A 13,245-nucleotide genomic window follows, 5' to 3' on the forward strand; every position below is an offset into this window, starting at 1 on the left:
GTACCTCGATGCCATTGTGCATTGCGGCCTGGCGAATAAAAAATCCTTATGAGAGGACGGAGACAAGCATGCACCCTCGTATTACCACTCCCCTGGCGGCAGTGGTTCTGGCCTGCGCATCACTCGTTCACGCGCAGCCGGCCACGACAGTGAAGATTGCCTCGCTGGATACCATGAGCGGCCCCATGGCGGGATTGGGCCTGAATATACTCAAGAGCTTCCAGTACAGCGCCAAGCTTGCCAACGAGCAAGGCTGGGCCGGTGCCGTGAAGTTCGAGATCGTGCCCTTCGACAACCGCCTCTCCGCACAGGAGGCGCTGAGCCTGCTCAACTCCATCATCGGACAGAACATCCGCTATGTGGTGCAGGGTGCCAGCTCCTCGGCCGTGGGCCTGGCACTGCAGGAAGCCATCGAAAAGCACAACGGTCGCAACCCCGGCAAGGAAATCATCTACCTGAACTATGCGGCCCAGGCACCGCAGATGACCAATGCCAGGTGCAGCTACTGGCACTTCCGCACCGATGCGAATTCGGACATGAAGGTGGCCGCGCTGACCTCCTATCTGGCCGGGCAAAAGCAGGTGAAGCAGGTCTTTCTGCTCAACCCCAACTATGCCTATGGCCAGGAAGTCTCGCGCGCCGCACGCAGCATGCTGGCGGCCAAGCGCCCCGACCTGAAGATCGTGGGCGATGACCTCCACCCGCTGGGCCAGGTCAAGGATTACTCCCCCTATATCGCCAAGATCAAGCAATCCGGGGCCGATGCCGTCATCACTGCGGACTTCGGCGCCGATCTGGCGCTGATCGTGCGGGCTGCTCGCGAAGCGGGTCTGAGCGCGGACTTCTACACCCTCAACGGCAACAACTTCGGCGTGCCCAGCGCCATGGGTGCAGCTGGACAGGGCCGGGTCAAGCTGATCTCGGCCTTCAGCCCCAACTCTGAGCCGCTGATGAGCAGCCCGCTGCTGCCGGGCTTCAAGCGCCAGTTCAACGAGGACTTCATCAACGGCCTGGGCCACAACGCCATGCTGATGCTGGCCCAGGCCATGCGCGAGGCCAAGTCCGTGGAACCTGCCGCCGTGGCGGCCAGGATGTCGGGCATGCGCTTCGAAGGCCTCAACGGCCCCGTGGAAATGCGCAAGAGCGACCACCAGGCCCAGCAACCCATCCATGTGCTGAGCTGGGAAAAAGTGGACGGCAAGACGGTGGTGCATGACCAGGAAGGAACGGGCCTGGGATGGAAGCCCGTCAGCACGGTTTCCGCACAGGCATCCAGCCTGGACACCAGCTGCACCATGAAGCGGCCCTCCTGAACCGCCTGCCTGGCGTACCCCAGCAATCACAACGCCCTGAGCCCCTCTGCGGACAGGGCCACCCACCTCAGAAGGAGGAGACATCATGACTGGCATCCATCCCCATAACCAGGCTCCGGAGCTCAAGGACTACAACGTCTACACCAGCGACCCGGTGCTGCAGCGTGCCGTGACACGCGGCGGCGCACAGTGGCGCGACCCGGAGCTGCAACGCCAGGGCGCGGAATATGGCGCCGAAGCCACGCTGCGCGCCGCAGAAGAAGCCAACCACTTCGAGCCCGAGCTGCACACGCATTCGCCCTCGGGCGACCGTATCGACCAGGTGCGCTTTCACCCCGCATGGCACCAGATGATGACGATTGCACGGCGCAACGGCATCTCCAACCTGCCCTTCACCGACCAGCGGCAGACGGCCTGGCCAGCCTATGGTGCATCGCTGTTCATGCACAGCCAGATCGAGTCCGGCTCGGGTTGCCCGACCACCATGACCAAGGCCAGCATTCCGCTGGTGCGTATCAACCCCCAGCTCAATGCGGTGCTGGGGCCGCTGCTGGAATCCACCGATTACGACGCGCGCGACATTCCCGCAGAGGGCAAGCGTTCCATCACCGTGGGCATGGGCATGACGGAGCGCCAGGGCGGCAGCGATGTGCGCAGCAACACCACGCGTGCCGTGGCCTTGAATCCATCGGGCAGCAGCGGTCCCTGGGGCGAGGAATACCTGATCACCGGCCACAAATGGTTCTTCTCGGCCCCCATGTGCGACGGACATCTGGTGCTGGCCAAGACCGAGGAACGCGGTCCCACCTGCTTTTTCGCGCCGCGCTGGCGGCCCGACGGCAGCAAGAACGCCATTCACATCCAGCGCCTCAAGGACAAGGTGGGCAACCGCTCCAACAGCAGCAGCGAAGTGGAGTTCGACAACGCCTGGGGCGTGCTCATCGGCCAGGAAGGGCGGGGCATTTCCACCATCATCGAAATGGCCACCTACACCCGTCTGGACTGCGCGCTGTCCAGTGCCGGCTTCATGCGCCAGGCACTGGTGCAGGCCCTGCACTACACGCGCAACCGCCATGCCTTCGGCCTGCCGCTGGCCGAACAGCCGGTGATGACCGGCCTGCTCGCCGACATGGCACTGGAATCCGAAGCTGCCACCTGGCTGGCCATGGATCTGGCTGCACGCTTTGGCTCCGAAGACGCCCTGGATCAGGCCTGGCGCCGCATCGTCACGCCTGCCGCCAAGTTCTGGAACTGCAAGCGTGCCGTGGGCTACACCGGCGAAGCCATGGAAGTCTTCGGCGGCAACGGCTATGTGGAGACCGGCCCCATGGGGCGCTTGTTCCGCGAGGCCCCCGTCAACTCCATCTGGGAGGGCTCGGGCAACGTCATGTGCCTGGATGTGCTGCGCGCCATTGCCCGCAACCCGGAAGACGCCCATCTGCTGCTGGACCATCTGCGTGAAGTCGGTTCAGAAGAGGCCGTGCTGCGTGCGCAGGTGGACAAGCTGCGCCAGGCCGTCACCCTGCCTCCGCAGGAGCTGGAGCGCGAGGCTCGCCGCTTCACCCAGCGCCTGGCCATCACGGTGCAAGCCACGCTGATGCTGCAGCATGCAAGCAGCGACAGTGCTGCGGCCTTTCTCGGCAGCCGCTTCGACCCGGACTGGGGTCCGGTGGCAGGTGTTGCCTGCGGCAGCAACGACCCGGCCGCCCTGCTGCGCAATGCCTGGACCGGCTGAGGAGGACGCCAGCCATGATGAATTTCATTTCCCTGCTCGACCAGCAGGCGCGCACGCGCCCCGAAAAACTGGCCCTGCGCGCCGACGGCCAGGACTGGAGCTATGCCGCACTGGCCGAGGCCAGCCATCGCGCCGCTGCCGTGCTCCGCGCGCAAGGCGTGCGCCAGGGCGACAAGCTAGGTCTGCTGTGCTTCAACACCCCGGGCTTTGCATTCGCACTATTCGGCGCCTGGCGGCTGGGTGCCGCCGTCGTGCCCATCAACCACAAGCTGCAGGCCCCGGAAGTTGCATACATACTGCGCCACTCAGGCGCACGGCTGTGCATTGTGGATGGAGCGCGCGCATCGCTGATCGCAACGGTACAGGCCGAACTGCAGCCGGAGGCAGAACTGCGCTGGCTGAGCACGGCTTCTGCCGCCGAAGGCGTGGACTGCTTCGATGAGCTGCTGGCGCAGGCCACCCCCTGCTACGACGAGCATGGCCATCCGGCACCGGAAACGCTGGCCGAAATCCTCTATACCTCGGGCACCACGGGCCAGCCCAAGGGCTGCCTGCACAGCCACGCCAATGTCTTCCACGCAGCCCTGTGCACGGCCGCCGCCACCTCGCTGTCGCCCATGGAGCGCACGCTGATCGCCATGCCCATCTGGCACTCGTCGCCACTGAACAACTGGTTTCTGGGCACCTTGCTCATGGGCGGCACCGCCGTGCTGATGCGCGAATACGCGCCCAGGGAGTTTCTGGAGACGCTGCAGCGCGAGCGCATCAGCTTCACCTTCGGCGCACCGATCGCCTTTCTGGCCCCGCTGGCCGTGGTGCCGGATGTGGCCAGCTACGACTTCAGCGCCATTCGACTGTGGACCTATGGCGGCGGCCCCTTGGGCGCGGAGATGGTTCGCAAGCTGGCCCAGGCCTATCGCAGCGACCGCTTCATGCAAGTCTATGGCATGACCGAATCCGGCCCGCTGGGCAGCATGCTCTATCCCGAAGAAGCCTTGACCAAGCCGGGCTCCATCGGTCGCAGCACCATACCCGGCGTGGAACTGGAACTGCGCCGCCTGGATGGCAGCCTGTGCGGCCCCGACGAGGTGGGCGAGATCTGCCTGCGCTCCGCGGCCATGATGCAGGGCTATCTGGACAGCCCTGAGGCCACGGCCGCCGTGCTGGACGACCAGGGCTGGTATCGCAGCGGCGACCTGGCGCGCAGGGATGCGGACGGCTATCTCTACATCGTGGACAGGCTCAAGGACATGATCGTTACGGGTGGCGAGAACGTCTACTCCAAGGAGGTGGAAGACGTGCTCTGCGCCCACCCCGATGTGCAGGACGTGGCCGTCATCGGCCGCCCTCATCCCGAATGGGGCGAGACCGTGGTGGCGGTGCTGACCCTCAAGCCCGGCAAGTTGCTGGAGCAGGAGGCCCTGCGCGAGTTCATGGCCCCGCAGCTGGCGCGCTACAAGATTCCGCGCATCTTCGAGTTCCGTGACACGCTGCCGCGCACCGCGACCGGCAAGCTGCTCAAGCATATGCTGCGAGGCAGTGCGAGCGGCCATTGAGTGCCAAGACACTGTCGCAAGACGGCTCTAGTGCAGGTTCGGCGCCGCATGTCCCGGGCATGCGGCGCTTTCCGTCCGGGCCGACGCTCCTGGTGCCGCGCCCGGGTAACACGGATGACATGGACGGGTCTTTGCAATCCGCTATAAGCAGTGATATGCAACTGAACCACGACCTGCTGACGGAGCGCCCGGCGCGCCAAGTCTCCCTCTCGGGAGCCTCCAATTTCCGTGATCTGGGCGGATATCGGGGCCTGGACGGCCGCCGCCTGCAATGGGGCAAGCTGTACCGCTCTGCCCATCTGGCGCATCTGACGCAGCAGGACCTGGAACAGCTGCAAAAGCTGGGCATCCACCGCAGCGCGGACTTTCGCGGCGAAGGCGAAAGCGCGCATCTTTCCTATGACTGGCCCAGGATCGAGCGCCATGCCCTGGTCGTCGAGCCCACGGTAGTGCAGCGCGCCCAGTCCATGATGGAGCAGGGCCGCAACCTCAGCAGCCGCGATACCGAGGAGCTGATGCATGACACCTATCGCAGCTTTGTGAACGTGTACGGCAATCGCTTTGCACAGTTCCTCGCGCTGCTGCAGCTCAGCGATGCACCGCTGGTCTTTCACTGCACGGCCGGCAAGGACCGCACAGGCTGGGCCGCAGCCCTGCTGCTGACGGCCCTGGGCGTGGACGAGGAGCAGATCATGGAAGACTATCTGCTGACCAATCAGTACTTCAAACGCCCGGCCCAGATGTACGGCCAGCTGTCCGAAGAGGCACTGGATGCGCTGTGGCGCGTGCAGCCGTCCTACCTGATGGCCTCGGTCGATGTGGTGCGTGCCCAGCATGGGAGCGTGGACCGCTATCTGAGCCAGGTGCTGGGTGTGGATGGCGCCGCGCGCGAGCGGCTGGCCAAGCTGTATCTGGAGACCTGATCAACTTTGATAGCTGCAAACGCTTTCCCTGTATAGGTTTAACCCAATTTCAGGCATAACAAGCTGTTACGGCAGGGTATCCCGGGCCCGCTACCATGGGGCCACAAGCCGCAATGGATGCGGACAAGGAAATCAGATGCGCAAATGGCTCTCCCTGGCCGCAGCCGCCGCCACGCTGGCGCTGACGGCCTGCTCCGGCACCATGCCGGCCTCCTCCAGCTCCAGCGGCTCCGGCGGCGTGGAAATCTTCGGCACGGTGGACGCAGGCGTCAGCCGTACCTGGTAAGCCCCGCCGCAAGGCACAAAAAAGCCCGCCCTGCTTGCTGCAAGGCGGGCTTTTGCTTTGGCGCGCGATTAACGGCTGACGTTGGCGTCGGCCACGGTCAGCGCCGTCATGTTCACGATGCGGCGCACCGTGGTGCTGGGAGTCAGCACATGCACGGGCTTGGCAGCCCCCAGCAGCACCGGGCCCACGGCGATGCCGCCGCCAGCAGCCTGCTTGAGCAGGTTGTAGCTGATGTTGGCGGCATCGATATTGGGCGAGACCAGCAGGTTGGCATCACCCAGCAGCGTGCTGTTGGGCATGAGCTTGGCGCGGGCCTTGCCGTCCAAAGCCACATCGCCGTGCATTTCGCCATCCACTTCCAGCCAGGGCGCCTGCTCGCGCAGCAGCTCCAGAGTCTGGCGCATCTTGATGGCGCTGGGCTGGTTGCTGGAGCCAAAGTTGGAGTGGCTCAGCAGCGCAGCCTTGGGCTTGATGCCGAAACGCATCATTTCCTCGGCAGCCATGATGGTGATCTCGGCCAGTTGCTCGGCCGTGGGGTCGTAGTTGACGTGGGTGTCGACCAGGAACACCTGACGCTCGGGCAGCAGCAGGCCGTTCATGCAGGCATAGGTGGCCACGCCGCTGCGCTTGCCGATGACCTGATCGATGTAGTTCAGGTGCACATTGGTGTTGTTCCAGGTACCGCAGATCAGGCCATCGACCTCGCCCTTGTGCAGCAGCATGGAGCCGATCAGCGTCAGGCGGCGGCGCATTTCGATCTTGGCGATGGGCGCGGTGATGCCCTTGCGCTCCGTCATGCGGTGATAGCTCTGCCAGAAGTCGCGGTAGCGCTCGTCATGCTCGACATTGACCACGTCGTAGTCGGCACCTTCCTTCATGCGCAGGCCGAACTTCTCGATGCGCTGGGCAATGATGGCGGGACGGCCGATCAGTGTCGGGCGCGCAATGCGTTCGTCCACCACGATCTGGGCCGCGCGCAGGATGCGCTCTTCCTCGCCCTCGGCATAGGCCACGCGCTTCTTGGTGGCCTTTTTGGCGGCATGCACGATGGGCTTCATCATGGTGCCGGAGGCGTAGACAAAGGTCTTCAGATGCTCGCGGTAGGCATCCATGTCCTGGATGGGGCGCTTGGCCACACCGGCTTCGGCCGCAGCCTGGGCCACGGCGGGTGCCACGATCAGCATCAGGCGCGGATCGAAGGGCTTGGGAATCAGGTACTCGGGGCCGAAGCTCAGCACCTCGCCCACATAGGCGGCAGCCACTTCTTCGGACTGCTCGGCCTGGGCCAGCGCGGCAATCGCGTGCACGCAGGCGATCTCCATCGAGGTGGTGATGGTGGTCGCACCGCAGTCCAGCGCACCACGGAAGATGTAGGGGAAGCACAGGACGTTGTTGACCTGGTTGGGGTAGTCCGTGCGGCCCGTGGCGATGATGGCATCGTCGCGCACCGCCTTCACATCTTCAGGAATGATTTCCGGGTTGGGGTTGGCCAGCGCGAAGATGATGGGCCTGGCCGCCATCTTCTTGACCATGTCCTGTTTGAGCACGTTGCCGGCGGACAGGCCCAGGAAGGCGTCGGCGCCCTCGATCACCTCACCCAGCGTGCGCAACTCGGTCTTCTGGGCAAACAGTGCCTTGTCCGGGTCCATCAGCTCGGTACGGCCCTCATAGACCACGCCGGCGATGTCGGTCACGAACACGTTCTCGCGCTTCAGGCCCACTTCCAGCAGCAGGTTCAGGCAGGCCAGAGCCGCGGCGCCGGCACCCGACGCCACCAGCTTGACCTCTTCGATCTTCTTGCCCGCTACCTTGAGCGCATTGACCATGGCGGCTGCCACGGTGATGGCCGTGCCGTGCTGGTCGTCGTGGAAGACGGGAATGTTCATGCGCTTGCGCAGCTCGCGCTCCACGAAGAAGCACTCGGGTGCCTTGATGTCTTCGAGGTTGATGGCGCCGAAGGTGGGCTCCAGGGCAGCAATCACGTCGACCAGCTTTTGCGGGTCCTTTTCGTCGATTTCGATATCGAACACATCGACGCCGGCGAACTTCTTGAACAGCACGCCCTTGCCCTCCATCACCGGCTTGGAGGCCAGCGCGCCGATGTCGCCCAGGCCCAGCACCGCCGTGCCATTGGAGATCACGCCCACCAGATTGCCGCGGCTGGTGTATTTGAAGGCCGCAGCGGGGTCCTTGACGATTTCCTCGCAGGGTGCAGCCACGCCGGGCGAGTAAGCCAGAGCCAGATCATGCTGATTGGCCATGGGCTTGGTTGCCGTGATGGCCACCTTGCCGGGCTTGGGGAACTCGTGATACTCCAGTGCCGCCTGACGCAGCAACGCACGTTTGTCAATCGAGGTAATGGGCTTGGTATCGGACATCAGCGGTCTCCAGCTCGCAAAGTAAGTCATCCGCAGTAAGGACTCTCTATGGGCACATTACCCGGCCCCTGTGCTCTTGCGGACGATGAAATCGGATTTTGGATTGTAGGCCGAGCGCTATCAAAAAAAGAGGGGTTGCAGCTCGGCGTTTAAGGTCAAACAGCCATGACTGTTCAATAACGATGCAAACGAAATCATAGCATTATGCAAATAATGCATAGAGCACAGAGATATGATTCTTGCTGACCTTTGTTTGCCTGCCTCTCTGAAAGCTCCTGCCCATGCTGCCCCGCCACAACGACCCGATTGCCGCCATCGCCACCGCCCCCGGGCGCGGAGCCGTTGGCATTGTGCGAGTCTCCGGCAAAGGCATTGCTGCGCTGGTACGGACGCTTTGCGGCAAGGAGCTGAAACCGCGCGAAGCGACTTATCTGCCTTTCAGGGATGCGAACGGCTCGCCCATAGACCATGGCCTGGCCATCTACTTTCCCGGCCCGCACAGCTACACGGGCGAGGATGTGCTGGAGCTGCAGGCCCATGGCGGCCCTGTGGTGCTGCAACTGCTCCTGGCGCGCTGCCTGGAAGCGGCCCAGAGCGCCAATGAAGATGGCAAGCCGGTGCTGACTGGGCTGCGCCTGGCCCAGCCCGGCGAATTCACCGAGCGCGCTTTTCTCAACGACAAGATCGACCTGGCCCAGGCCGAGGCGATTGCCGACCTCATCGATGCCAGCACCGAAGCCGCCGCACGCAGTGCCAGCCGCTCGCTGTCGGGAGCCTTCTCGCAGGAAATCCATGTGCTGCGCGATGCCCTGGTGCATCTGCGCATGCTGGTGGAAGCCACGCTGGACTTCCCCGAGGAGGAAATCGACTTTCTGCAGAAGGCCGACGCCTTTGGCCAGCTGGAGCGCCTGCGCGCCCAGGTCACTGCCGTGCTGGCACGCGCCCACCAGGGCGCGCTGCTACGCGAAGGCATCAAGGTGGTGATCGCCGGCCAGCCCAATGCGGGCAAAAGCTCGCTGCTCAACGCACTGGCGGGGGCCGAGCTGGCCATCGTCACCCCGATTGCCGGAACCACGCGCGACAAGGTCCAGCAGACGATTCAGATCGAGGGCGTGCCCCTGCATGTGATCGACACCGCAGGCCTGCGTGACAGCGATGACGAGGTGGAGCGCATTGGCATTGCGCGTGCCTGGGACGAGATTGCAGCGGCCGATGCCGTGCTCTTCCTGCACGACCTGACCCGCGTGGAACAGGCCGACTATGCGGCGGCCGATGCCGATATCGCCCGCACCCTGCAGGACAAGCTGCCCGCGCAGGTGCCGGTCATCCATGTCTGGAACAAGACCGATATGGCGGCTGCCGACGTGCAGTCCCGCCACACCGCCCTGCTCAATGCCGAGCAGATCGCCTTGTCGGCCCGTACCGGCGATGGCCTGGATGCGCTGCGCAAGCGGCTGCTGGAAGTGGCGGGCTGGCAATCCGCCCCCGAAGGCCTGTACCTGGCCCGCGCCCGCCATGTGGAAGCCCTGCAGGCCGTGGATGCCCACCTGGAGATGGCCGACGAGCAGTTGGCGGCGCCATCCGCCCATCTGGACCTGCTGGCCGAGGAGCTGCGCCTGGCCCAGCTGTCGCTGAACTCGATTACCGGCGAATTCAGCTCCGACGACCTGCTGGGGGTGATCTTCTCCAGCTTCTGCATCGGCAAGTAAGGCAGCAGGCAGGCCCGCCGCCTTGTTCGAGCGGGCATAAAAAAACGCCACCTTCTCAGGTGGCGTTCTTGTTGGCACTGGCGCCGTGCTTACTTGCCTTCGGCAGCCTTGCCGAACTTGGGCAGGTTGAACTGAGGCGGCACGCCCATGCGCTTGTTGATGATCCACTGCTGAGCGATCGACAGAATGTTGTTCGTCAGCCAGTACAGCACCAGACCCGAGGGGAAGAAGAAGAACATCACGCTGAACATCAGCGGCATGATCCACATCATCTTGGCCTGCATGGGGTCAGGAGGAGCGGGGTTCAGGGCAGTCTGCAGCAGCGAGGACAGAGTCATCAGCAGCGGCAGGATGAAGAAGGGATCCGGCACCGAAAGGTCGTGAATCCAGCCAATCCAGGGCGCGTTGCGAATTTCCACGCTGGACTGCAGCACCCAGTACAGAGCCATGAAGACAGGGATCTGAATGACGATGGGCAGGCAGCCGCCCATGGGGTTGACCTTCTCCTCGCGGTAGATGCGCATCATCTCCTGCTGCATCTGCTGGGGCTTGTCCTTCAGACGCTCGCGCATTTCCTGAATGCGGGGGTTGATGGCCTTCATCTTGGCCATCGAGGAGTAGGCCTTGGCGTTGAGCCAGTAGAAGGCAATCTTCAGCAGCACCACCAGGGCCACGATGGACCAGCCCCAGTTGCCGATGAACTTGTGCAGTTCCGACAGCAGCCAGTACAGAGGCTTGGCCAGAATTGTCAGCCAGCCATAGTCCTTGACCAGTTCCAGACCGGGCGAGAGCTTTTCCAGCATGGGCTCGACCTGAGGGCCGGAGAACAGACGCGAGCTCACGGTCTTGGTCTGGCCGGGCTCCACGGTGCCCACGGGCGTGATCATGCCCACGGCGTAGAGGTTGTCACCCACCTTGCGCACGAAGTTGTCGCGCTGGATGCCGTCGGCCAGCAGCCAGGCGCTGGCGAAGTAGTGCTGCACCATGGCCACATAGCCATTGGAAGATGCCTTGTCGACTTCGGCCTTGCCGTTCTCGATGTCCTTGAACTCGACCTTGTGGTACTTCTTGGCTTCGGTATAGACAGCCGGACCGGTGAAGGTGGAATAGAAGCTGGACTCATGCTCGGGCTTGTTGCCGTCGCGCACCAGTTGCATGTACAGCTGGGGGTTCACGGCGGCAGAGCCGGTGTTGACCACATCGTGCTGCACATCGACGGCATAGGAGCCGCGCTTGAGCGTGAAGGTCTTGACCAGCTTCACACCACCCAGATCGGCGGACTCGAAGCGCACCTGCACGCTGTCCTGACCGTCCTTGAGCTCGCGCTCGCCGGGCATCACGGTCATGGGAGTCTTGTGCGTGGGGAAGTTGCCGCCGATCAGGCCGGTCTGTCCCAGGTAGACGCGCTTGGCATTTTCCTCGAACACCTGCATGAGCTTCTTGTCATCCGCGGTGTCGGAGTACTTGAGCAGCTCGGAAGCCTTTAGCGTGCCGCCTTCGCTGTCGAAGGTCAGGCGCATCACATCGCTGCCCACGATCACGTCCTGACGGGGCGTCGCGGCTGCCGCGGGCTGAGCTGCGGCATTGGCAGCACCGGGCACGTCGCCAGCAGAGGCGGCAGCGGCGGGCTGGGGCACGCTGACGTCAGCAGGCTTGACATCAGCCGCAGCAGGCGCGCTGACCGTCTGCGGCGATGGGAAGAAGGTGGGCTTTTTGCCGTTATGGATTTGCCACTTGTCCCAGAGCAAAACCATGGAAAAGCCAAATATCACCCACAGTATGGTGCGGCGAATATCGTTCATGAAGACTTCTTAGGTGAGGAAGGTTGGGTGGTCGCGGAAGAGTCCGAGGCATCGTCCAGAAAGGAAAACAGCCTGGGCTTTTGCTGTGGCACGGGATCATGCCCTCCGTCACACCACGGATGACAACGCGCCAGCCGGCGCACCGTCAGATAAGAGCCTACCGCAGCGCCGTGTTGCTCCAGCGCTTGAAGGGAATAGGCCGAGCAGGTCGGCTCGAAGCGACAGGCCGAGCCCAGCCAGGGACTGAGCAGCAGCCTGTAGCCACGCACTACAGCCATGAGCAGTCGCTGCATCATGGCTGGTTCTCCGGCTGATTAGCTATTGAATCAGTAGCTTCTTGCGCTCTACCATCAGTGGCCTGAGGTGAATTTTTCTTCAAATCCACCTCCGCCTCAGCGACCTGACGGGCCTGCGTCAGGCGGCGCGCCCCGGTCGCAAAAAGCTGTTGCAGTTCCTTGCGGACCGCTGCCTTGAGCTGATCAGAAGTTGCACTGACGAATTGCTTACGGTCAAACCCCGAGCGCAGGCGCACCACATAGGAAGCACACAGCAGGGCGTCTTCGTAATCCGAGGACACCGCATAGATCTGGCGCTTGATGGTGTGGCGCGTGACCGAGCGGCGTGCCCAGCGCTTGGGCACCATGGCACCCAGCCAGGCCTGCTTGCGCACGGCACCAATGCCAAACAGGGCCTGCGGATCGTTCGATCCGGGCCCTGTCCTGGGGTTGGCAACCATGTCGGGAACCTCGGCCACCAGCTCCATGCGATGCAGGGCGAAGTGCGGGGTACGGGCAATCGTGCCCGCGGACATGGTGGCCTGGAATTGCGGACGCGTTTTCAGCCTTTGCATAGGAGAGCCTCCGTTCAGAGGCCTTCAGCGCAGCGAATGAGCAGACCGCTAGCCAACGCCGGCCTTAGACGGCCAGACGCTTGCGGCCCTTGGCGCGACGTGCGTTGATCACGGCACGGCCACCCTTGGTCTTCATGCGGACCAGGAAACCGTGGGTACGGGCGCGGCGGATCTTGGAAGGTTGGTAAGTACGTTTCATGTTGGTTCCTTGAGAAGGTTCAGTATTTGCGTCGGCAAGGCGCCATGTTTGCGCCCGACCATTCCGGTTTTGCGCCGCACACTGTCACCGCCAAATCCGATATTTTTTCACATGCCGTGCATGTCATCGGACCAGAAGGCAACAAACGGAACAAAGCACCCGCCACAGCGCCTAAAGCAACTGGGCGCGCGCGCACAAAAAAGGCGCCCGGCTCATATCACCCTGAACACATTCAGGGAAACCGGGGATTATCACAGCGTTGCGCCTTTGATGCAATGACCCTTGAATTTGCTAAGGACTCACGGGGTATCCCGTCAAGCACCTGCACGGCCCGGAGATTCTTTACAAACAGCAGGCTGCCGATCTATTAGGATGTGCAGCCTATAGCGCACCGGAGTCGGGGACAGCCTTCTGATATTTTGTGGATAACTTCCGCAAAAGCTACAATACCAACCCCGCAACTGTTCCTCCTATCCACAATTAGACTTTTGACA

The 13,245-nt window shown here is 63.2% G+C and carries 11 protein-coding genes; 6 read left to right on the plus strand and 5 right to left on the minus strand.

Annotation, left to right across the window (positions count from 1 at the left end):
- Nucleotides 1–68: 68 nt before the first annotated feature.
- From NOX35_RS26560 to NOX35_RS26580, 5 genes are all read left to right on the plus strand, one after another.
- Nucleotides 69–1,313 (plus strand): branched-chain amino acid ABC transporter substrate-binding protein, encoded by a 1,245-nt coding sequence (locus NOX35_RS26560; RefSeq protein WP_182285111.1) that lies wholly within the window; start codon nucleotides 69–71, stop codon nucleotides 1,311–1,313.
- A gap of 85 nt (nucleotides 1,314–1,398) precedes the next feature.
- Nucleotides 1,399–3,048 (plus strand): acyl-CoA dehydrogenase family protein, encoded by a 1,650-nt coding sequence (locus NOX35_RS26565; RefSeq protein ID WP_256495289.1) that lies wholly within the window; start codon nucleotides 1,399–1,401, stop codon nucleotides 3,046–3,048.
- A gap of 14 nt (nucleotides 3,049–3,062) precedes the next feature.
- Entirely contained in the window at nucleotides 3,063–4,604 is a 1,542-nt protein-coding gene (locus tag NOX35_RS26570; protein WP_182285113.1) for a class I adenylate-forming enzyme family protein, read from the plus strand.
- Nucleotides 4,605–4,759: 155 nt separating this feature from the next.
- Nucleotides 4,760–5,527 carry a tyrosine-protein phosphatase gene (locus tag NOX35_RS26575; RefSeq protein ID WP_256495291.1) on the plus strand — a complete coding sequence of 256 codons (768 nt, stop codon included), beginning with the start codon at nucleotides 4,760–4,762 and terminating at the stop codon, nucleotides 5,525–5,527.
- Nucleotides 5,528–5,663: 136 nt separating this feature from the next.
- The gene (locus tag NOX35_RS26580) at nucleotides 5,664–5,813 is read left to right on the plus strand and encodes a hypothetical protein (RefSeq protein WP_182285115.1); all 150 of its coding nucleotides are present in this window, start codon (nucleotides 5,664–5,666) and stop codon (nucleotides 5,811–5,813) included.
- 68 nt (nucleotides 5,814–5,881) lie between these two features.
- Here the strand turns inward: NOX35_RS26580 and NOX35_RS26585 are convergent, their stop codons facing one another.
- Complete coding sequence (locus tag NOX35_RS26585; protein WP_003064782.1) at nucleotides 5,882–8,191, minus strand: NADP-dependent malic enzyme; 2,310 nt, start codon at nucleotides 8,189–8,191, stop codon at nucleotides 5,882–5,884.
- A gap of 281 nt (nucleotides 8,192–8,472) precedes the next feature.
- Here NOX35_RS26585 and mnmE point away from each other — a divergent pair, with 281 nt between their 5' ends.
- Nucleotides 8,473–9,900 (plus strand): tRNA uridine-5-carboxymethylaminomethyl(34) synthesis GTPase MnmE, encoded by a 1,428-nt coding sequence (mnmE, locus tag NOX35_RS26590; RefSeq protein WP_256495293.1) that lies wholly within the window; start codon nucleotides 8,473–8,475, stop codon nucleotides 9,898–9,900.
- Between the two features lie 89 nt (nucleotides 9,901–9,989).
- On the opposite strand, the gene yidC is transcribed toward mnmE, so the two are convergent.
- The 4 genes from yidC to rpmH all read right to left on the minus strand — a co-directional run bounded on the left by yidC (nucleotide 9,990) and on the right by rpmH (nucleotide 12,751).
- Nucleotides 9,990–11,702 (minus strand): membrane protein insertase YidC, encoded by a 1,713-nt coding sequence (gene yidC / locus NOX35_RS26595; RefSeq protein ID WP_256495295.1) that lies wholly within the window; start codon nucleotides 11,700–11,702, stop codon nucleotides 9,990–9,992.
- The gene (gene yidD / locus NOX35_RS26600; RefSeq protein WP_003064792.1) at nucleotides 11,699–11,998 is read right to left on the minus strand and encodes a membrane protein insertion efficiency factor YidD; all 300 of its coding nucleotides are present in this window, start codon (nucleotides 11,996–11,998) and stop codon (nucleotides 11,699–11,701) included. Before yidD ends, yidC begins: the two co-directional genes overlap by 4 nt.
- Nucleotides 11,995–12,552 carry a ribonuclease P protein component gene (locus NOX35_RS26605; protein ID WP_256495296.1) on the minus strand — a complete coding sequence of 186 codons (558 nt, stop codon included), beginning with the start codon at nucleotides 12,550–12,552 and terminating at the stop codon, nucleotides 11,995–11,997. The genes yidD and NOX35_RS26605 overlap by 4 nt, the downstream gene beginning before the upstream one ends.
- 64 nt (nucleotides 12,553–12,616) lie before the next feature.
- Nucleotides 12,617–12,751 (minus strand): 50S ribosomal protein L34, encoded by a 135-nt coding sequence (gene rpmH, locus NOX35_RS26610; protein WP_003060014.1) that lies wholly within the window; start codon nucleotides 12,749–12,751, stop codon nucleotides 12,617–12,619.
- Nucleotides 12,752–13,245 lie beyond the last annotated feature (494 nt).

Source organism: Comamonas sp. C11, assembly GCF_024496285.1.
Lineage (GTDB): Bacteria > Pseudomonadota > Gammaproteobacteria > Burkholderiales > Burkholderiaceae_C > Comamonas > Comamonas testosteroni_F.